Below are 19,337 nucleotides of genomic sequence, written 5' to 3'. Positions count from 1 at the left end.
ATTTTTATGCCCCTCGCCGCCAGGTCGACCGTGCGAAGGTTCTCGGAAGCGTATCTCAGTCGGACTCGCGAGGGGATGTGGGAGGACTCCCGCGACGCCCTCGCTGACCTCGATCTCCCGGGGCGGGAACGCATCCTCGACGTCGGCTGTGGGACGGGCGAACTCTCTCGGATCCTCGCCGAGGAGAGCGACGCCGAGGTGGTCGGCGTCGACGCCGATCCGGCGCTCCTGGAGGTGGCCCGCGAGGCGGCCGGGATACCGGTCGTCGCCGGCGACGCCCGCCGACTCCCCGTCGCCGACGACGCGTTCGACCTCGTGGTCTGTCAGGCGTTGCTGGTGAACCTCCCCGACCCCGAGCGTGCGATCGAACAGTTCGCCCGCGTCTCCTCGATCTCGTCGCCGCCGTCGAACCCGACAACAGCGCCGTCGACGTTCGGTCTACCGTCTCCCGCGAGCAGCGCCTCGAACGCCGCGTCCGGGCGGCCTACCTCGAAGGCGTCGAAACCGACGTCGCCCTCGGCGAGACGGTGGCCGACCGCTTCGAGGACGTCGGTCTGGCGGACGTCTCGACGCGGCGCTACTACCACCGGAAGGAGATCGAACCGCCGTACTCCGAGCGGTCGCTCAGGGCGGCGACCCGGAAAGCGAGCGGTGCCGGACTGGCCGATCACGAGCGGGAACTCCGGCGCGAACTCGCCGACGCGGAGTACGACGCCATCAGGAGCGAGTGGCGGGAGATGGGCCGCGAGGTGGTCGAGCAGATGCAGGCCGGCGACTACCGCCGAATCGAAGTCGTCCCCGTCGACGTGACCGTGGGACGGGTCACGTAGCGAACCCCGGAACCACCGCGCGAGACGCGAGGTACCGAGGTCGCGCTTGGCCATGACGACCGTCGAGTGAGCGCGCCGACCGACCGCCTCGGGGACGGCCCCGAACACCAGCTGTTCGAGGACGCTCTCGCGGGACGCCCCGAGGACGGTCACGTCGTGGGCGGTCGATCGGGCCACGATGGCGTCGGCGACGTCGCCGTGTTCGATGAGGCGCGTCTCGACGGGGACGCCCTCGATGTCGGCGGCGGTCGAGTCGAGGACGTCCGTCCCCCGGTCTCGGTCGTCGTCCGGAGCGACGACGTGGACCACCTCGACGCTGGCGTCGTTCGCGCGGGCGATCGCGCCGGCGACGGTGGCGGCGTAGCGAGCGTGCGTGCTCCCCGTCGTCGGAACGAGCACCGAGTCGACGCCGTTCGCCTCGGAGCCGATCTTCTCGACGAGAACGTCACACGCCGCGCGGTGGACGACCCGGTCGACGGTGCGACCGAGGCGGAAGTCGGGGCGAGACCGATTTCGCCACCCCAGGAGGACGGCGTCGACGTCGTGGTCGCGGGCCGCCCGCAGGATGGATTTCCCGGGATCGGCCCCCACCCGTACCTCGCCGGTCACGGGCACGCCCGTCCCCGGGTCACCTCGACGGCGCGGTCGACGATCTCGCGTTCGTTCTCGCCGTAGTCGCGCTTGATGACCTCGTCCTTGTAGAGCGAGACGGGCGAGGCCTGTGGCTGCCGGACGACGCTACAGACGAGGATCTCGCCATCCCGGTCGCCGGCGACGTCCCGGGCCGTCCGCATCAGCTGCTCGACGTGATCCGGGTTGCCGACGGCGACGAGGAGCCGATATCGCGGATCGCCGTCGGACGTCCCCCCGTTCGACATGGTGACCACTACTCACCCCCGCGACATGACTGTAGGGGCTCAGACCACGTCGCCGCGAACCGTCGTCCCGGTCTGGGCCGCCCGGTACTCGCGCATCGCCGCGGCGGCGTCGGCCGCCGTCTCCTCGTCGAGACCGAGCATCTCCAGCGCGCCCGAGAGCGTGGGGAAGGGGAGTTCGCCGCCGCGGAGTTTGGCGAGCGCCTCGTCGTCTCGCTGGCCGTCCACCCACAGACAGACGCCGCGTGGGTCGAGAATCTGCTCGTACGCCTCGCGCGCCATCGCGCCTTCGAGGCGTTGCATCACGTTGTCGTCGAAGCTCGCGTTGCAGACTTCGAGGTGGGCGGGTTCGCCGTCGCGGAGGAGGTGGGCGGCGAGACACTTCTCGGGGGCGGCGTGGCCGCTGTCGTTCGCGCGGAGGTACTCGGGAAACCGCTCGGCCCACGTCGCCGAGACGCTCTTGCCGACGCCGCGGACGCCGTGGGATTCGAGAAATTCGTCTTCTCGGTCCGCGTCGCCGCGCAGGTGGACGTCCTTGGTCACGTAGACGTCGAGGCGGTCGATCGGATCGAGGCCGAGGGCGACGTCGCCGTAGACCCACACCTCGCGGACGGGCACGGGCATCGGCTCCGAGTCGACGACGTCGAGGAGTTCGGTCATGCGGTCGAGGGCGGCGTCGCGGTCCATCGTCCGCTCTTGTCCGTCGTCGGGGAAAACCGTTTCTCGTTCGGGCGGACGCCGACGGCGAGAGGGAGGTTCGCGGCCGCCAGGGCGGCCACCCGTCGCTCGCGGAGGTGTGCGAGCGAGGCGTACCGGCTGGCGAGCGAGGCGTACAGATCGCGGAGGGAAGTTCGTGACGTCCGTCGGCTGCGGTCGGGGCGCTGAAAGAGCGCTACGGGAACGAGAACGGACCGGCCGGGGCGACCGGTCGGACGCAGACGACGGAGGTCATCCCGTCGGACGGGTCCGTCATAGAAGCTGTGTCCGACAACGAAACCGACATACCCGCGCCGAGACAATCGGAGGCAATGGACTGCGACAAGTGCGACCGCGAGGCCGTCATGCACGCGGCGTACTCCGGGGCCCACCTCTGTGACGCCCACTTCTGTACGTCCGTCGAGAAACGCGTCCGGCGGCGCATCCGAAGCGACGCCCTGGTTCCGTCCGATGCGTCGCCCGAGAACCCCCAGACGTGGGTCGTCGGTCTCTCCGGAGGGAAAGACAGCGTCGTCCTCACGCACATCCTGGACGAGACGTTCGGGCGCGACCCGCGAATCGACCTCGTCGCCCTCACCATCCACGAGGGCATCGAGGGCTACCGCGACGAGAGCCTCGACGCCTGTCTCGAACTGTCGGAGGCGCTGGAGATGCGCCACGAGGTGGTCGCCTACGACGACGAGTTCGGCGTCCGCATGGACGACGTGGTGGAGTCGGACCCGATGGACATGGCCGCCTGTGCCTACTGCGGCGTCTTCCGGCGCGACCTCCTCGAACGCTACGCCGACGAGTTCGGCGCGGACAAACTCCTCACCGGTCACAATCTCGACGACGAGGCCCAGACCGCGCTGATGAACTTCCTGGAGGGCGACCTCGAACAGATGGCCAAGCATTTCGACGCGAGCATCGGCCCCTTCGCCGCCGGCGACGACGACCTCCGCGAACGCCCGGCGTCCGACCGGTTCGTCCCCCGGGCGAAACCCCTGCGCGACGTGCCCGAGAAGGAGATCGCCCTCTACGCGCATCTGATGGACCTCCCGACGCATATGGCGGAGTGTCCCCACGCCTCGGAGGCCTACCGCGGCGAGATTCAGGAACTGCTCCTCGAACTCGAAGAGAACCACCCAGGGACGCGACACTCGATTATGGCGGGCTACGAGGAACTCGCCGCGCTCGCGGCCCAGCGCTACCGCGACGACGGGACGGGAGCCGACCTGACCGACTGCGAGCGCTGTGGGTCGACGACCAGCGGAGACGTCTGTCGGAAATGCCGGCTACTGGAAGCGCTCTGAGCGTCGCTGGCGGCGCTGGGCTCGAAGAAACCGATCGACGGCGACGTTATTTGATGACGTCGACGCCGTTTCGCTGTTCGAGCTGGTCGTGTCCGCCGTCGGACTGCCACGACGCAGTGCTGGAGTCGGCGTTGGCGCTATCGCCGGCGTTCGCGTCGAACTCCGACCCGCCACCGTTGAGGCTCTGGCGGGAGCGGTCCGCCTGCTTTTGCGTGCTCGGGCCGAGGACCTGTGCGCTCTGGACGCCCGTCATGATGGCCATGACGCGGACCTTGCCCTTGTACTCGTCCTGAATGCGCGCGCCCCAGATGACGTTGGCACTGGCTTCCAGGCGTTCGGTGATGTTGTTGGCGATGCCTTCGGCCTCTTTCAGCGTGAGGTCGGGGCCGCCCGTGATGTGGACGAGACCGCCGGAGGCACCCCGGTAGTCGACGTCGAGCAGTGGGTGGTTCATCGCGTCGTTCACCACCTCCTGGGTCTTGTTCTTGTCCTGCGTCTCGCCGACGAGCATCACCGCGACGCCGCCCTGATTCATGATCGTGGACATGTCCGCGTAGTCCAGATTGATGAGAGAGGGCTGGGTGATGGTCTCGGAGATGCCCTTGACCGTCTCCGCGATGATCTGATCCATCACGGAGAAGGCCTTGCCGATGGGCAGGTTCGGGACGTAGTCGAGCAGGCGGTTGTTGTCGAGGACGATGATCGAGTCGGCCTCGCCGCGAAGCTTCTCGAGGCCCTCCTCGGCCTTGACCGTCCGCGCGCGTTCGACGTTGAACGGCGTGGAGACCATGCCGACGACGATCGCGCCCTGTTCTTTGGCGATCTTCGAGACGACGGGGGCGGCACCGGTACCGGTGCCACCTCCCATGCCGGCGGTCACGAACACGAGGTCCGCTTCGCCGAGGACCTCTTTGATGGTGCCCTGGGCCATTTCGGTGGCGCGCTCGCCCATGGAGGGGTCGCCGCCAGCGCCGAGACCCTGCGTGAGGGACTTGCCGACCAGGATCTTCGTGTCGGCCTCGACCATCTTGAGGTGCTGTTTGTCCGTGTTGATCGCGATCGTGTCCGCGCCGTCGACGCCGATGTTGTAGAGACGGTTGACGGTGTTGTTACCCGCGCCGCCACAGCCGACGATGACGATGCGCGGATCGCCGAACTGGTCGTCCTCGTCGTCGAGGTCGCGCTGTTGTTCGGCTTCTTCGTGCTCGATCGCCTCCTGAACGAATCCCTGCATCGTTACACCTTCGCCCAGCTGCGGTTGCTCCGCGACTCGCGGGACTCGTTCTGTTCGTTGAGCATCTCACGGACGGCCGAGCGAATCGCCTCGCTCCGATTCGGGAACTCTCCCGTCTCGACCATCTGCTCTACTTCCTCGATCTGCTGCTTCGGAATTCGTAGTGTCACACGCTCCATTGTTTCATTCCCCCGGTAAGACGGCAGGGACGCGCCCCGTGATTTGTCTTACACGCCGAAATCGGCCGCACTGGGGTCGTCCCCGTGCGATTTCCGGCTATGTAAGACGGGCCGTCTTACGCAATCGTATTGACAGGGGGATACATTATAAAAGTAACGGCGGTTGTCTTACACATCCTCGGAAGTCGCGTATACACGGAGTATAGCGCGTTTACTCGGGGTTTAGGGCCTGTCGAGGACGTCAGCAGCGGGGGTACGGCGACCACAGCTGGGACAGAACGCCCAGCCTGACCGGATTTCGTCCCCGCATTCACAGAACACCCGGTGGGACGTCTTCTCCCCGCAGTTCGGGCAGTAAACGTGCTCGCCATCCAGATTCTCGCCGCATTGCCCGCACGTTTTACGCGACGCGTTCGACGTCTCCCCCGCGTTTTCGGCCCGCGTCTTACGCGGCGTGTCAGCCGTCTCACGTTCGACTGAGGCGTCGGGTGAATCGGACGTAGCGCCGTCGAGCGTGACGTTTACGTTGATATCGGGCGCGGCAGGCGACGCGCGGCCACCGACCGCGTCCAGCCGTTCCGCGATGAGTGCGTCCACGCGCGAGGCGAGCGCGTCGTCGACCGACGAGTCGGCGGTGCCCTCCTCAGCGTCGTCGAGATACGAGCGCAACGCTTCGCGCATGACCTCGCTCTTGGAGGCGTCGAACGCCTCCAGCCGTTCGACGAGGTCGTCGTCGGCGCGGAACGTTATCTTGCTCATCGTTAGCTCATGCGACCGGGGATTATTTGAATCTTCCCACCTGTCTGACGACTGTCTGTCGCTCGTCTGTCAGCGGACATCCGACGGACGCGAATGGCAATTTTTAAGCGCGAATCCTCGCTACCTGTAGCCGTCCGCTCTTAGCTCAGCCTGGTAGAGCAGCCGACTGTAGATCGGCTTGCCCCCGTTCAATTCGGGGAGAGCGGACTTCTCTTGCGAACGAAACGAGCAGCGAGAAGCGTCCTCGACCGAAGCGAGCGGACGGCTTCCCGCGCGTCATACGCGAGAGCATCCGCGCGGCGAACGGTACACCTCGCCGTCTTTCACGACGAGCGACGGCGAGCCGACCGCACCGATATCGTCGCGTGGGTCCCGCGAGTAGCCGACGACGTCCGCCGGCGTCCCCGCCTCGACGACGCCGAGGTCGGGGTGGTCCAGCTGGACGGCCGCGTTGTACGTCGTGGCCGCGAGTGCGTCCTCGGGATCCTGTCCGAACTCGACCATGCACTCGAGTTCCCGGTGGAGGCCCGGGTGCGGGAGGTTCGGTGACCCCGCGTCGCTCCCGGCGACGATCCGGGCGTCGTTCTCGACGGCGCGCGCGAACACCTCGGCGTGGCGCTCGTAAACCGACCGTGCGTTCTCGGCGGCGTATCCGGGTATCGAGTCGCTCCGGGCGATGTCGCGGTAGATGAACACCGTCGGATCGTAGGCGACGTCCTTCTCTATCAGGAGCGAGAGCGTCTCGTCGTCCATGAGGTTGCCGTGCTCGACGGTGTCGACGCCGGCCTCGACGGCGTTTCGGATCCCTTCGGTGCCGACCGCGTGAGCGGCTACCTGCAGGTCGAAGCGGTGCGCCTCGTCGACGACGGCGTCGAGTTCCTCGAACGAGAGTTCGCTCGCACCCGGGTCCTCCCCGACGGCCTGCCCGTAGACGCCGCCCGTCGCACTCACTTTGATCAGATCCGCCCCGCGACTCCGGAGCGTTCTGACGGCCGACCGAACCGCGTCGACGCCGTCGGACTCGATGCCCCAGAACGGGTCGTGTCCGCCGGTGATGATGATCGTCCGACCGCTGGCGAACGTGCGCGGCCCCGGAATCTGTCCCTCGCGTATCGCCGCGCCGACGGTTATCGCGACGTCGTCGGTGCTCCCGACGTCGCGAACCGTCGTGACGCCCGCCCGTAGCTGCCGGCGCGCGTTCTGGACCGCCTCGACGACCGTCTCCGCACGCGACTGGGCGCGGAGGGACGCGACCGGGTCTGCGCTCCCGTCCCAGACGTAGTGGACGTGCATGTCGACGAGACCGGGCGACAGAAAGCCGACGTCGTACGCCTCGGCGGACGACGACGGAGCGTCCTCGCAAACCTCCCGAATCTCACCGTCGGAGACGACGACCCGGTGGTCCGGTCGGAGGCCGTGTTTCGCGTCCCACACGTCGCCGTGGAGAACGACGTCGTCGCTCATCCCGACTCACCGCCGGTGCGCTCGGAGCGTGTCTCGCGCATCAGTCGCCTCAATGTGAATCGTTCACATCAAGCTACCGGCGAGGACCACGGGAGTACTTTTCACGGCGCTCGCCGAACCGAGTAGTATGTCGGACGTCGTCTTCGAACGCGCTCGCGTCGTCGACGGAACGGGCGCACCGTGGTTCCGAGGCTCCGTCGTCGTGCGGGACGGGGTCGTCTCAGCCGTCTCGAGGAGTCGACCCCCGACGTCGACGCCAGCGTGACCGTCGACGTGGACGACCGGGTGCTCTGTCCGGGGTTCGTCGACACGCATTCACACTCCGATCTGATGCTGTTCGACTCGCTTCTCGAACCCAAGGTTCGGCAGGGAATCACCACCGAGATACTGGGACAGGACGGATTCTCGATGGCCCCGATGTACCGGGACGGCGGCGCGGACGAGTGGCAACGGCAGTTGCGCGCGCTGGATGGCGACGTCAACGTGGACTGGACCTGGGGGAGCGTCGCGGACTACCTCGACGCCGTCGACGCCGCGGGCGTGCCGCTGAACGTCGGCCTCCTCGTCGGCCACGGGACGGTCCGGTTCAACGTCCTCGGCATGGCGGACCGCGATCCGACCGACGCCGAATTCGAAGAGATGGCGGAACTCGTGACCGAAGGCCTCGAAGACGGCGCGCTCGGCTTCTCGACCGGTCTCATCTACACGCCGTGTACGTACGCCAACCGAGCGGAGGTGCAACGACTCGCCGCCCGCCTCGGGCCGTACGGTCGCCCGTTCGTCGCACACGTCCGGAGCGAAGGGCGGTGGCTCTGGGACGCGCTCGACGAGTTCGTCGACGTCGGTGCCGAGGCGGGCATCCCGCTCCACCTCTCGCACTGCAAGGTCGCCGGGACCCAACAACAGGGGAAAGCCGACCGGGCGCTGGCGCTCGTCGAGGCGGCGCGCGACCGCGGCGTCGACCTCACCGTCGAGCAGTACCCCTACACCGCGGCCAGCACGATGCTCTCCGTCGTGTTACCGCCGTGGGTCCACGCCGACGGCCCGGACGGGACGATAGAACACCTGACCGACGAGCAGTCCCGCGACCGCATCCACGCCGACGTCGAACGCTGGCGCATCGACGGCTGGGAGAACTTCGGGGCGCTGACCGGGTGGGAGAACCTCGTCGTCTCGAACGTCGAGAGCGAGGCGAACGCCGCCCTGAGGGGAAGAGCATCGCGGAGATCGCCGACGAACGCGGCGTCCGGGCCACGGACGCAGTCTGTGACCTCCTCGCGGAGGAGGAACTCGGCGTCAGCATCGTCGCCCACATGCTCGAGGAAGGCGACGTGCGAGAGATCCTGTCGAACGAGCGCGTCTGCGTCGCCACGGACGGCCTCTTCGGCGGCAAACCACACCCGCGCGTGTACGGCACGTACCCCGAATCCTGGGGACGTACGTCCGCGAGGAGAACCTGCTCACGCTCGAAGAAGCCGTGCGGAAGATGACGTCGCTTCCGGCGCGGGCGATGGGACTCGACCGCAAGGGTCTCGTCCGCCAGGCATGGACGCCGACCTCGTCGTCTTCGACCCCGCCACCGTGCGTAGCACCGCGACGTTCGACGACCCGCGCCGGCATCCGAAGGGAATCCACCACGTCCTCGTCGACGGCGAGTTCGTCGTCCGCGACGGCGAGACGACGGGCGAGACGCCGGGGCGAGCGATTCGCGCCGGCGTCGAGCAGCGGCGCGCGCTCGCACCAGCATATTCAAGTTCGTTTTCGCTAACTACGAGGCAGTGGCAGTCTCGTTCGACCTCTTCGGAACGCTCGTGTGCGTCCCGTCTCCGTCGGACCCGGCGGCCGCCGTCGGCGACGCCCTCGACGAGCGAGGCGTCCCCGTCCCCGCCGACTGGGACGACGCCTATCGCGAACGACACGTCGACGCGCCGCCGGGCGCGGAGACACCCCTGCCGGCACACGTCGCGGCCGCGCTCCGGAGCCGCGGCGTCTACGCGCCGGGCGCCGTCGTCCGCCGCGCCGTCGCCGCCGCCTTCGACCCGGACGTTCGAACACGAGAGGGAGCGGCCGTCGCCCTCGACGCCGCGCGCACCGCCGGTCCGGTCGCCCTCTGTTCGAACTGTAGCGTCCCTGGTCTCGTCTCCCGCGCGCTGGCCCGCGCAGAACTCGACCGCGACGCGTTCGACGCCGTCGTCACCAGCGTCGGGTGTGGCTGGCGGAAACCGGACGAACGCGCCTTCCACGCCGTCGCCGCCGAACTCGGCGTGCGTGCGGACGACCTCGTCCACGTCGGCGACGACGAACGAACCGACGGCGGCGTCGAGTCGGTCGGCGGCTGCTACGTCGACGTGTCCGACGCCCCGCTCGCCGAACTCCCACAGCGACTGGAGGCGACGCCGTGACGCCGTTTCCCGGGGAGTGGCGACGGCCGTCTTGCTGGCGGCCGCGCTCGACCGACTGGTCGCCGAGCCACCGGCCCGCGCCCATCCCGTGGCGTGGATCGGCCGGGCGATCACACGCGTCGATCGACGCTGGACGCGGCCGCGCCTCGTCGGCGTCGCCGTGGCCGTCCTCCTGCCGCTGAGCGCCGCCGGCCTCGTCGGCGCGGGCGTCGCCGTCGCCGAGCGCGCCCACCCGGCCGTCGCCGCCGTCGCCGCCGGCCTCGTCCTGTTTTCCGCGACGAGCCGTCGACTGCTGCTCGACACCGCGAGAGGCGTCACCGCGGCGTCGGACGCCGATCTCGACGCCGCCCGGACGGACCTGCGAGCCCTGGCCGGACGGGACGCGTCGACGCTGTCCGCCGCCGAGGTCCGGAGCGCCGCCGTCGAGAGCGCCGCCGAGAACCTCGCCGACGGGCTGGTGGCTCCGCTCGCGGCCTTCGCGCTCGTCGCTCCGCTCTCGCCCCTCGCCGCCGCGGGCGCGACGTGGGTCAAGACCGTCAACACGCTCGACTCCGTGCTCGGCTACCGCTCGAAACCGGTCGGCTGGGCCAGCGCCCGCCTCGACGACGCCGTCATGTGGCTTCCCGCCCGCGCGAGCGCCGTCCTCGTCGCCGTCGCGGCCGGGCGACCTGGGTCGCTGGTCGCCGCCCGCCGCGAGGCCCGCGCGCCGGCGTCGCCGAACTCCGGGTGGCCGATGGCGACGCTCGCCGTCGTCCTCGGCGTCCGCCTCGAGAAACCGGGCCACTACGCGCTCGACGGCGGGAAGGGACTCCCGTCCGTCGACGACGCGAGACGCGGCGTCCGCGTCGTCGGCCGCGCCGGACTGCTCGCGTTCGGCGTCGCAGCGTGTCTCCCGCCGGGGGTGCGAGCGTGGTTCTGAGCGTGCTTCGCGGTGTGCTTACTACGCTCCGCGGTGTGCTTACTACGCTCCGCGCTGTGCTTACTACGCTCCGCGCTGTGCCCGCTGCACTTCGGGGCGCGCTCGCGTTCCTCACGCGCCTGCCCGTCGGCGGCGGCGAAGCAGCGTGGGACGCCTTCCGTCGAACCCCCGCCGCGTTCACCCTCGCCGGCTACGTCGTCGGGGCGCTCGCCGCGCTCCCGTTTCTGCTCGCGGCACCCGTCACCGCCGTGGCCGTCCTCTATCTCGTCGGCCTCTATCTCGTCACCGGCGTCACCCACGCCGACGGCCTCGCCGACCCAGGCGACGCGGCGGCCGTCCACAGCACCGGCGGCGGAGACGACGCGCCGTCGGCGACCGACCGCCGACGGGCCGTCCTGAAAGACTCCGCTACCGGCGTCGGGGGCGTCCTCGCGCTCTCGCTCGCGCTCGTGGCGCTCGCGTTCGGCGCGCTCGGGATGGCCGAAGCGACGCCGGCGGTCGGGGTCCGTCTCGCTCTCGCCGCCGAGGTGGGCGCAAAGGCGGGCGTCGCCACCGTCGTCTGCCTCGGCGACGCGGCACACGAAGGGCTCGGCTCCGCCGTCGTCGACGAATCCGGACCGGCGTCGCTCCTGCCCGCCCTCCTCGTGGCGCTTCCGGCCGCGGCGTTCGCGCCGGCCGGCAGTACGCCGGCCCTGGTCGTGGCCGTCGCCGCCGGTCCCGTCGTCGCGCTGGCCGTCGCCCGGTGGAGTCGTCGGCGGCTCGGCGGCGTGAGCGGCGACGTCCTCGGCGCGACGAACGAACTCGGGCGGGTCGTCGCCGTCCACGCGGGGGTGATCGCGTGGACGCTCTCGTGATGTGCGGCGGCGAGGGGACGCGCCTCCGTCCCGAGTACGAGGCGGAGAAACCGCTCGTCGACGTCGGCGGGATACCCATGGTCGACCGGGTGATCGAAGCCCTCGCGGCGAGCCACGCCGACGACGTCTTCGCCGTCGTCTCGCCGCAGACGCCGGCGACGCGGAGCCACCTCGTCGACCGGGGCGTGGCCGTTATCGACGCCCCAGGCGAGGGCTACGTCGCCGATCTGCAGTACGCGCTCGACCGGGTCGAGCGCCCCGTCCTCACCGCCGTCGCGGACCTCCCACTGCTCGAACCGATCCTCGTCGACCGCACTCTGGCCGTCGCCGGTGGCGGGTCGCTCACCGTTGTCGTGCCGGCGGAACTGAAACGCCGACTCGGCGCGAGCGCGGATTCGGCGTTCGAACGCGACGGGAGGAGTTCGCGCCGACCGGGCTCAACGTGGTCGGCGAGGCCGACGACGCCACGTACGTGAGCTACGACGCCCGACTCGCCGTGAACGTGAACCGACCGTCCGACGTCGAACTCGCGGCGGCGTTGTGTGCGTAGGCCCCGATGCGGGACAGGGATCGTCGCGGACGACGACGGGGTCGGGGCCGCCGAGTCCGGACGCCGGCCGCGTGCACTGGCTCGCGGAGGGAGTGTGTGCGAATCGTTGTCGCGGACGGAACACTTGAGGCATTGCAGTACATCACCCGCACCCATGGATCCTGAAGCCGTCGCTGGGGTCGAGCGCGTGGCACACGGGGGCAGCCGATCTGCGCCTGCTCGATTTCAGCGCGAACACGAACCCCGAGCGACCGTCGGGTGTCGTCGGAATCTACGAGTCCGCGTTCGGGGCCGCGAGCGAGTACCCCGCCGACGACTACTGCGAGTTCCGGACGGCGGCCGGGGCCTACGTCGGCTGTGAACCCCGAGATGTCGTCCCGACCAGCGGCGGTCTGGCCGCCATCCGTCTCGCGCTGAACGTCGTCGTCGAAGCCGGCGAGTCGGTGCTGGTCCCGACGCCGAGTTTCGGCGAGTACGACCGGGAGATCAGGCTTCAGGGCGGACTCCCGGAGGCGGTCCCGTACGACGAACTCCTCGACGCCGATCCGTCTGACCACGCCGCCGCCATCGTCTGCAACCCGAACAACCCGACCGGCGACGCCTACCCGACGGACGAACTCGTCCGGTTCGCCGAGCGCTGCCGGCGGGCCGGGACGACCCTCGTCGCGGACGAGGCGTTCCTCGATTTCACCAACCGCCCCAGCCTCGCGGGCGAGCCGGGCGTGGTCGTCGCGCGGTCGCTCACCAAGATGTTCGGCCTCCCGGGGTTGCGGGCGGGGTTCGCCGTCGCCACGGGCGACCTGCGCGACCGCCTGGAGACGGCGCGGCTGACGTGGACGCTCTCGACGCCCTGTGCCGACGTCGGCGCATACTGCATGAAACAGACCGAGTTCGTCGAGCGGACGCGCCGCCGCGTCGAGTCGGAGCGCGAACGGATGCGAGCGGCGCTGTCGACGCGGTTCGACGTCCACCCCTCGGACGCCCCCTTCCTCCTCCTCGACGTCTCCCCGCACGACGCGTCGACGGTGATCGACGCCGCGCGGGAACGCGACATCGTCCTCCGCGACGCGACGACGTTTCCCGGCCTCGACTCGCACGTCCGCGTCGCCGTCAAACGCCCCTCACAGAACGACTGCCTGCTCGACGCGCTGTCGGATGTTTGAGGCGACGCGCGCCCGCGGCGTCTGTCGCCTCCGGCGCGAGGGAGCGCGGTGGCTCTCGACCGGCTTCGGCGGCGGCTTTACCGACGCACCGGCCGCCTACAACGTCACCGTCCCCGAGGGGTTCTCGCGCACCGACCTCGGGGCGTTCGTCGCCGAACGGTGCACCGACGCCGGCTTCGACGACGAGGGCCCCGCCCTGCTGACCGGCGTCGACCAGCGCCACGCCCGGTGTGCCCGCTTCGGCCCCGTCGAGGCCGTCGTCACGGCAGGGCTCTCGAACCCCGCGGCGCTCCCGGTCGACGCCGACTCGCGGGGCACGGCCGTCCCCCGCGCCGATGACGACACGCCGACGCCCGGGACGGTGAACGTCGTCCTCGGGACGACGCGCGCGCTCGACGCCGGCGCGCAGGCGAACCTGCTGGCCCTCGTCGCCGAGGCGCGGACGGCGACGTTGCTCGCCACCACCGGCTTCACGGGGACGACCAGCGACGCCGTCGTCGTCGCCTGCGACCCGTCGGGCGAGCCGACGTCGTTCTCCGGGAGTGCCACCGAGGTGGGCCACGCCGCGCGCGTCTGCGTCCGCGACGCCCTCCGCGCAAGCCTCGCCTCCCGGTATCCCGACGACGACTTCCCCGACGCCGTCGCCGACGCCGACCACGGCGTCGTCACCGAGGGCCGGGCGGACGTCTCGCCGGTGTGAACGGCGACGGATCGGCCACCACGACGTCCGCGGGTCGCACCGACGCGGCGTCTTCGTCGAGCGCTGCGGTGGCTCGACGCCGGAATCTGCCTCACGCGAGGGGTGAAATACAAGCGCGGGGCTCCCGTACGGGGAGGCATGGACAAGGCACTGGCGGACTACGAGTGCGAGGCCTGCACCTCGGAGGACGAACCGCTCACGGAGGCGGAGTACGCCGACTATCTCGCGGAACTCGACGGCGACGTCTGGGAGGTAGTCGACGACCACCATCTCGAAGGGACCTACGCGTTCGACGACTTCCGCGACGCGCTGGAGTTCACCTACGACGTCGGCGAGCTGGCCGAGGAGGAATGGCACCACCCGGACCTCCACCTGTCGTGGGGCGAGGTGCGAGTCGAGATGTGGACGCACAAAATCGACGGGCTACACGAGACCGACTTCGTGATGGCGGCGCGGATGGACCGGATCCACGAGGCGTACGCGCCGGAGTGAGCGCGCCGCTCGGGTTCGAGCCCCCGCCGGCCACTGACGTACCGGCACGCACTTGTCCGTGTCCCGACAATCGCCGACCATGGTCGGGTCGCGGACACTCACCGCACTCCTGGGATTCGCCGTCAGCCTCGCCGCGAGCGTCGCCGCGTGGTACTACTTCGACACCCTGCTGGTGTTTCTGTTCGTCCCGTTCGTGCCGCTGCTCTTCCGCCGAGGGAACGAGGCGGAGCCACCGCCCGTCAGGGAGTGTCCGACGTGTGGATTCACCACCCGGAACCCGTCGTACGACTACTGTCCGCGCGACGGAACCGACCTCGACGTGCGCGGCGACGGAACCGATCGCAGTGACCCGATTGCGTCGGGAAAGGGAGGATGCCAACAGTCGACACGGCACATTTATTAGTCCGTCCACAGGAATGTCTTCCCGACAGGACGTTCGATATGGTGGGCCCGAACGACGTCGACGACGAATCCACGGGGCAACGCGACGACTGGCAGGGCGACCCCGAGCCGGCGACGGCGCTCGTGCTCACGTCACGAAGCGAACTCGGGGCGGCGGACGCCTGCGCCCACCGACTGACGGCCGCCGACCCCGCCGAGGAGAACGTACTGGTGGTCACGTACACGCAGTTGGTCGACGACGTACTCGACCGCTGGCGTGACGTCTCCGGGGCGATGCCCGCTGCGTTCGGCCTCATCAGTTTCGCCGAGTCCACTCGTTCGGCCGCCCGGTCACCGTCGACGCCGACGTCTCTCCCCGGGAGCAACGTCACGCTCACGGCGATGAATGACCCGGGCGACCTGCAGGGCCTCGGGACGGCCATCACGCTGTATCTCGACGACTGGGCCGACGACGGCCGGCGAACGGTCGTCTGTGTCGACTCGCTGACCCCGATGCTCCGCGAACGCGGCACCGAGCAGGTGTTCCAGTTCCTCCACGTCCTCACGGGATACGTCAAGCGAGCGGACGCGTGTACACGTCCACCTCGACCCAACCCGACACGACGACCGGACGATAAAGACGCTCGAGCCGCTGTTCGACGACGTCTGTGGGTCCGAGACGGACGCCGGGGCCGAGCGGTCGTCGGCCGCGGACGTCGAACGCGACGTCGTTCGCAATCCGCGGCGGCGCTACATCCTCGCGTACCTCTACGATCACGAGAACCCGGTCGGACTGCGCGCGCTCGCCGCCGGCGTCGCCGCCACCGAGAACGACGCCGAGGTCGACGATCTCACGTCGTTAGAGTGCGACCGGGTGTACACGGCGCTGGCGGCCTCACACCTCCCGCAGTTACAGAACGCCGGCCTCGTGGAGTTCGACACCGACGGGAAAGAGGTGACCCTCTCGCCGGCGGCGAGGCGGAATCGACGGCTCAGGCAGTACGTCGAAGAGTTCTCCGAGTGACGGCGGCTACTCCTCGAACGACGGGTCGATCAGCAGTTCGCCGTCGTTGGTGATCTCGACTTTACACCCCGCGAGGACGAACGACAGGTCTCCGCCTCGGCGCGGCGTGCCGTCGTGTTTGTCCTCGAAGATGGCGTTGAGGGCGTCCGGCTGGACGACGTCGTTGAGATGTACCTGCGTCGGGTCGCGACCCGTGACGTCCATCACGGCGTGGACCACGGTCACGCTGAGTTCCGTGTCGCCCGTTTTCTCGTAATCGACCGCGTACACCCGTCGTTCGGAGTCGTATTCGGGAACTACCCGGCCCGGATCATCGCTTTCTTGGCGCATAGGGAGTCGTCTCGTCAGTCAGTGCAGTGGAAGGATACATAAGTATGTGGGTGGTCACGCCGTCGAGACGCTGATGTCGAGAGGCGTCTCGTATCTGAGGTTGTCCGTGACCGGACATCGCTCTTCGACCGTCGCGATCCAGCCGTCGAGCGTCTCCTCATCGGCGTCGGTGTCCACGTCGACGGTGACGCGAATCTCCTCGTAGCCCGCACGCGGTTCGTCCGACGTTCCCTGGAACTTCCGCGGGTCGACGTCGCCCTCGGCCGAAAACGACATCGAGCGGACGTCGATGTCCATCTCGTCGGCGACGAGATGTCCGACGACGTTGAGACACCCCGAGAGGGAGGCGAGGACGTACTCGAGCGGATTGGGGCCGTCGTCGGTGCCGCCGAGGGACTCGGGTTCGTCGATTACCAGTTCGAAATCGCGGACCTCGACCGTCGTCTTGGTCGCGTTGTCGCTCACTGCCTCGGTGCCGAACGAAACGAGATTCTGCTCCGACATACGTCCGGGGACGATTGCCACGAACTAAATGCTACCGCAGGCCCGTGTCGGCGGAGTGGTCCAATGCGGCCGAGAGTCCCCACTCACCCGTCGTCCAATGCGGCTGAGAGTCCCCACTCCTCGGCGCGGGTCCGGGCTTCCTCCCGGGCTTGTTCGCGGATGGCCTCGATTTTCTCCTCGTCTTCGAGAAACGCCTCCACGGGATCGGCCGGGTCGCCGGCGTCGAGTCGGTCGTCGGGGGCCGCCTCGCGAGTGCGTTCGGCGAGAGCCAGGTCGCCCGCGAGGCGGTCGGCGGGGACGTCGGGTGCGACCCGGAGCTCGGGGGTGTCGTGGGTGTCTTCGAGGGCCGCGGCGTCGACTTCGTAGAGTTCGACGCTGTACGGGCCGGGGACCGCGAGGTCGGCGAGGGCGTCCGCGCCGCCGCGGTCAGTCTCCGTGTTGTACGCGAGCACCGGCACCCCCGAGTCGAAGGTGACGATGCCGGCGGTCCCCTCGTCCAGGAGGAGCGCGTCCTGCGGTTCGAAGACGGCGTACCCCGTGAGTTCGCGGTCGAGCGCCGACGCGAGGGCGACGCCGGGGTCGCTGACGACCCGCGATCGGACGAGACGGCCACGTGGGATTCTCATACTTCGTCGGGAACGACGGCGCTCCGGAAGCGGTCGGCCACGTCCTCGCTGTCGCCGGCGCGGACGTCGATGCGGGCGGCGGCGTCGCGGAAGGCCTCGGCCGCCGTCGACTCCGGCGCGTACGAGAGCAGGGGTTCGCCGGCGCGCCGGGCGTCGCTGGCGACGTCGCTCTCGGGGACGACGCCGAGCGTCCGACCGCCGAAGTAGCGTTCCGCCCGGTCGACCACGCGGTCGACGTCCGCGTCGTCGCGGATGCGGTTGAACAGGATGCCCGCCGTCTCCGTCCCGTACGACCGGGCGTACTCCTGGACCTTCAGGCCGTCGCTGAGCGAGGGGATCGTCGGCTGGAGGACGACGACCGTGCGGTCGGCGAGCACGACGGGCAGGACGGCGCTCTTCGAGCCGAGGGCGGCCGGCGAGTCGAGCAGGAGGACGTCGGTGTCGGCGGCGAGGTCGGCGACGACGCCGCGGAGGCGTTCGGGGTCTGCCGCCCGAAACGCGGCGAGACTCGTCCCGCAGGGGACGACGTGCATCCCGAATCGCTCGTAGACGGCCGCCGAGACGTCGGTGGCGACGTCCTCGACGAGCAGGTCGTGCAGCGTCACGTCGACGTCGTCGAGACCCGTATGAAAGAGGAGGTTCGCCATGCCCGTGTCGGCGTCTACCACCGTCACGTCGTACTGCTCCGCGAGCGCCATCCCCAGCGCGAGCGTGCTGGTGGTCTTGCCGGTCCCACCTTTCCCGCTCGCCACCGCGAACGCCTCGACCATTGGCGTGGACTCCCGTCCGCCCGCGAATAAAGCTTCGCCTCCCGCGCCGGTCACTCCGTCCGGAACCGAAGCCGATAGTCGTAGTACGCGCCGTCGTAGCGGAGCATCCGGCGTCCCTCGTCGTCGACGCCAGCGTCCTTCCGGACGTCGCCGTCGAGGTAGGCCCGTTCGTGCATCGCTCGCAACACGTCCCGGTAGCCCGACGAGTAGGGGTGGGACTCGCTGTAACCCCCGGTTCGCGCCGACTCCATCACGTTCCGCGCCGCCGGCGAGAGAGCGTCTCGCGAGATACGGGCGTCGACGAACTTCGCCCGGAGAATCGCCTCCATGCGCTCGGGCGACTCCGCGACCGGTTCGACTGTCGCCCGGTAGACGGGTCCGTGAAACTGTTCGCGGTCGATTTCGACCGCGTAGACCGTCTCACGGTACGTGACGTGAGTCGGGCCGTCGTCGGCCAGCAGCCTGCTCGCGTCGACGGCCTCGCCGCTCCCGTAGACGTAGCCGCCGCGCCGGACCAATCCCCACGGCACGCCGCCTTCGTTGCCGCGCGCCCGGGCGGCGAAGTACGCGACTTCGACGGCTTTCCGGTCGACCGCGGGAAGGCGGGAGGCGGCCACGCCGTCGGGCGTCGCCGAGTCGTTCGGATCGCCGACGTCCGACAGTCGAAGGACCGGACGGGTCGCCGTCGCTTCGTCGACGACGACCGAGTCGAGGCGGTAGTAGGTGCCGTTCCGTTCGGTGTAGGTTGGGTCCTCCGGAGTCGAATCGAACGGCGTCCGGTACCGCGTCGTGTAGGGCCGGCCGTCGCGGGCCGCCTCGAACGCTCGTTCGTCGTGGGTGAGCCGAGTCTCCGAGAGGTCGTCGACGAACTGTTCGCGTAGCGATCGGCCGTCGCGGGAGAGCGTGAGCGCCAGCACCCGCGTCGAGTCGTCGGCGTCGCCCCCGTCGAACGCGCCGAGACATCCGGAGAGCGCCGTAGCCACGGTCGACGCGACGACCGCCGACAGAAATCGCCGTCGGGAGGGAGGGGAATCTGACATACGCCCTCTCGGCGAGGAACGCATAAATGCCTGCTCGTAGCTCAAACGCACGTCGTCGTCATCACTCGCGCGGGAGCGATACGTTCTGCATCCGCGACCCACACACCGGACAGACGCTGACGCGGTCGTCCGAGACGACGCGTTCCAGACAATCGATGCATTCGAACTGCTGTTCGTCCGTCGACGGGTGCGAATCCGATCGGACCATAACTCGTACCGAGCTTTTCGTTCT

22 protein-coding genes, 1 tRNA gene and 5 pseudogenes are annotated in these 19,337 nt (G+C 69.3%); 14 read left to right on the top strand and 14 right to left on the bottom strand.

Annotation, left to right across the window (positions count from 1 at the left end; all coding sequences use genetic code 11):
- Nucleotides 1–30 precede the first annotated feature (30 nt).
- Nucleotides 31–830: pseudogene (locus ACFQJD_RS03235) on the top strand (class I SAM-dependent methyltransferase).
- 57 nt (nt 831–887) lie between these two features.
- Here ACFQJD_RS03235 and ACFQJD_RS03230 read toward each other — a convergent pair.
- The 4 genes and pseudogenes from ACFQJD_RS03230 to ACFQJD_RS03215 all read right to left on the bottom strand — a co-directional run.
- Nucleotides 888–1,421: pseudogene (locus ACFQJD_RS03230) on the bottom strand (universal stress protein); the annotation flags it as partial.
- Nucleotides 1,422–1,435: 14 nt separating this feature from the next.
- Nucleotides 1,436–1,708, bottom strand: coding sequence for a hypothetical protein (locus ACFQJD_RS03225; RefSeq protein WP_379796109.1), 273 nt, complete (start codon nt 1,706–1,708; stop codon nt 1,436–1,438).
- A gap of 39 nt (nt 1,709–1,747) precedes the next feature.
- Nucleotides 1,748–2,392, bottom strand: a complete 645-nt coding sequence (locus tag ACFQJD_RS03220) for a DUF7095 family protein (RefSeq protein WP_379796107.1) — start codon at nt 2,390–2,392, stop codon at nt 1,748–1,750.
- The gene (locus ACFQJD_RS03215; protein WP_379796106.1) at nt 2,362–2,484 is read right to left on the bottom strand and encodes a hypothetical protein; all 123 of its coding nucleotides are present in this window, start codon (nt 2,482–2,484) and stop codon (nt 2,362–2,364) included. Before ACFQJD_RS03215 ends, ACFQJD_RS03220 begins: the two co-directional genes overlap by 31 nt.
- A 249-nt stretch (nt 2,485–2,733) precedes the next feature.
- On the opposite strand from ACFQJD_RS03215, the gene ncsA reads away from it, so the two are divergent.
- Nucleotides 2,734–3,714, top strand: a complete 981-nt coding sequence (ncsA, locus tag ACFQJD_RS03210) for a tRNA 2-thiolation protein NcsA (RefSeq protein ID WP_379796104.1) — start codon at nt 2,734–2,736, stop codon at nt 3,712–3,714.
- Between the two features lie 46 nt (nt 3,715–3,760).
- On the opposite strand, the gene ftsZ is transcribed toward ncsA, so the two are convergent.
- The 3 genes from ftsZ to ACFQJD_RS03195 all read right to left on the bottom strand — a co-directional run bounded on the left by ftsZ (nt 3,761) and on the right by ACFQJD_RS03195 (nt 5,886).
- Nucleotides 3,761–4,948 carry a cell division protein FtsZ gene (gene ftsZ, locus ACFQJD_RS03205; protein ID WP_379796102.1) on the bottom strand — a complete coding sequence of 396 codons (1,188 nt, stop codon included), beginning with the start codon at nt 4,946–4,948 and terminating at the stop codon, nt 3,761–3,763.
- Nucleotides 4,949–4,950: 2 nt separating this feature from the next.
- Nucleotides 4,951–5,127 (bottom strand): ribbon-helix-helix domain-containing protein, encoded by a 177-nt coding sequence (locus ACFQJD_RS03200; RefSeq protein ID WP_379796100.1) that lies wholly within the window; start codon nt 5,125–5,127, stop codon nt 4,951–4,953.
- A 222-nt stretch (nt 5,128–5,349) separates the two neighbouring features.
- On the bottom strand, nt 5,350–5,886 hold the full coding sequence (locus ACFQJD_RS03195; protein ID WP_379796098.1) for a double zinc ribbon domain-containing protein: 537 nt from the start codon (nt 5,884–5,886) through the stop codon (nt 5,350–5,352).
- A 134-nt stretch (nt 5,887–6,020) separates the two neighbouring features.
- Here ACFQJD_RS03195 and ACFQJD_RS03190 point away from each other — a divergent pair.
- Nucleotides 6,021–6,093: transfer RNA gene (locus ACFQJD_RS03190), tRNA-Tyr, on the top strand.
- 69 nt (nt 6,094–6,162) lie between these two features.
- On the opposite strand, the gene ACFQJD_RS03185 is transcribed toward ACFQJD_RS03190, so the two are convergent.
- Complete coding sequence (locus tag ACFQJD_RS03185) at nt 6,163–7,350, bottom strand: metal-dependent hydrolase family protein (RefSeq protein WP_379796096.1); 1,188 nt, start codon at nt 7,348–7,350, stop codon at nt 6,163–6,165.
- Nucleotides 7,351–7,477: 127 nt separating this feature from the next.
- Between ACFQJD_RS03185 and ACFQJD_RS03180 the strand changes: the two genes are divergently transcribed.
- From ACFQJD_RS03180 to ACFQJD_RS03130, 11 genes and pseudogenes are all read left to right on the top strand, one after another.
- Nucleotides 7,478–7,615, top strand: coding sequence for a hypothetical protein (locus ACFQJD_RS03180; RefSeq protein WP_379796094.1), 138 nt, complete (start codon nt 7,478–7,480; stop codon nt 7,613–7,615).
- A pseudogene (locus ACFQJD_RS03175) lies at nt 7,612–8,193 on the top strand (amidohydrolase family protein); the annotation flags it as partial. The gene ACFQJD_RS03180 and the pseudogene ACFQJD_RS03175, both read left to right, overlap by 4 nt.
- 935 nt (nt 8,194–9,128) lie before the next feature.
- Nucleotides 9,129–9,752, top strand: coding sequence for an HAD family hydrolase (locus tag ACFQJD_RS03170; protein ID WP_379800367.1), 624 nt, complete (start codon nt 9,129–9,131; stop codon nt 9,750–9,752).
- 16 nt (nt 9,753–9,768) lie between these two features.
- Nucleotides 9,769–10,671 (top strand): adenosylcobinamide-phosphate synthase CbiB, encoded by a 903-nt coding sequence (cbiB, locus tag ACFQJD_RS03165; protein WP_379800373.1) that lies wholly within the window; start codon nt 9,769–9,771, stop codon nt 10,669–10,671.
- 77 nt (nt 10,672–10,748) lie between these two features.
- A complete protein-coding gene (cobS, locus tag ACFQJD_RS03160; RefSeq protein ID WP_379796093.1) occupies nt 10,749–11,525 on the top strand; it encodes an adenosylcobinamide-GDP ribazoletransferase in 777 nt (258 codons plus the stop codon).
- Nucleotides 11,525–12,075: pseudogene (locus tag ACFQJD_RS03155) on the top strand (NTP transferase domain-containing protein). The gene cobS and the pseudogene ACFQJD_RS03155 overlap by 1 nt, the downstream one beginning before the upstream one ends.
- A 154-nt stretch (nt 12,076–12,229) precedes the next feature.
- Nucleotides 12,230–13,238 (top strand): annotated as a pseudogene (locus tag ACFQJD_RS03150) (aminotransferase class I/II-fold pyridoxal phosphate-dependent enzyme).
- A complete protein-coding gene (locus ACFQJD_RS03145) occupies nt 13,231–13,938 on the top strand; it encodes an adenosylcobinamide amidohydrolase (protein WP_379796091.1) in 708 nt (235 codons plus the stop codon). The pseudogene ACFQJD_RS03150 and the gene ACFQJD_RS03145 overlap by 8 nt, the downstream one beginning before the upstream one ends.
- Before the next feature lie 138 nt (nt 13,939–14,076).
- On the top strand, nt 14,077–14,430 hold the full coding sequence (locus ACFQJD_RS03140) for a 4a-hydroxytetrahydrobiopterin dehydratase (protein ID WP_379796089.1): 354 nt from the start codon (nt 14,077–14,079) through the stop codon (nt 14,428–14,430).
- Between the two features lie 79 nt (nt 14,431–14,509).
- A complete protein-coding gene (locus tag ACFQJD_RS03135; protein WP_379796088.1) occupies nt 14,510–14,833 on the top strand; it encodes a hypothetical protein in 324 nt (107 codons plus the stop codon).
- A 38-nt stretch (nt 14,834–14,871) separates the two neighbouring features.
- Nucleotides 14,872–15,888 carry a DUF7504 family protein gene (locus ACFQJD_RS03130; RefSeq protein WP_379796086.1) on the top strand — a complete coding sequence of 339 codons (1,017 nt, stop codon included), beginning with the start codon at nt 14,872–14,874 and terminating at the stop codon, nt 15,886–15,888.
- Here ACFQJD_RS03130 and ACFQJD_RS03125 read toward each other — a convergent pair.
- From ACFQJD_RS03125 to ACFQJD_RS03100, 6 genes are all read right to left on the bottom strand, one after another.
- Nucleotides 15,842–16,165 carry a HalOD1 output domain-containing protein gene (locus tag ACFQJD_RS03125; protein ID WP_379796084.1) on the bottom strand — a complete coding sequence of 108 codons (324 nt, stop codon included), beginning with the start codon at nt 16,163–16,165 and terminating at the stop codon, nt 15,842–15,844. The two genes, ACFQJD_RS03130 and ACFQJD_RS03125, sit on opposite strands and share 47 nt — an antisense overlap.
- A 54-nt stretch (nt 16,166–16,219) precedes the next feature.
- On the bottom strand, nt 16,220–16,669 hold the full coding sequence (locus ACFQJD_RS03120; RefSeq protein ID WP_379796082.1) for an OsmC family protein: 450 nt from the start codon (nt 16,667–16,669) through the stop codon (nt 16,220–16,222).
- An 83-nt stretch (nt 16,670–16,752) separates the two neighbouring features.
- Entirely contained in the window at nt 16,753–17,295 is a 543-nt protein-coding gene (locus tag ACFQJD_RS03115) for a hypothetical protein (RefSeq protein WP_379796081.1), read from the bottom strand.
- Nucleotides 17,292–18,065, bottom strand: a complete 774-nt coding sequence (locus ACFQJD_RS03110; protein WP_379796079.1) for an AAA family ATPase — start codon at nt 18,063–18,065, stop codon at nt 17,292–17,294. The genes ACFQJD_RS03115 and ACFQJD_RS03110 overlap by 4 nt, the downstream gene beginning before the upstream one ends.
- 50 nt (nt 18,066–18,115) lie before the next feature.
- Nucleotides 18,116–19,105: a hypothetical protein gene (locus tag ACFQJD_RS03105; protein WP_379796078.1), complete on the bottom strand. Its 990-nt coding sequence runs from the start codon at nt 19,103–19,105 to the stop codon at nt 18,116–18,118.
- Between the two features lie 61 nt (nt 19,106–19,166).
- Nucleotides 19,167–19,313, bottom strand: coding sequence for a rubrerythrin-like domain-containing protein (locus tag ACFQJD_RS03100; protein ID WP_379796076.1), 147 nt, complete (start codon nt 19,311–19,313; stop codon nt 19,167–19,169).
- Nucleotides 19,314–19,337 lie beyond the last annotated feature (24 nt).

This window comes from Haloplanus sp. GCM10025708, from assembly GCF_042663985.1.
In the GTDB taxonomy this organism is placed as follows: domain Archaea; phylum Halobacteriota; class Halobacteria; order Halobacteriales; family Haloferacaceae; genus Salinirarus; species Salinirarus marinus.
The sequence above is the reverse complement of the archived record's forward strand: the minus strand, read 5'-3'. Positions and strand labels throughout refer to the sequence as shown.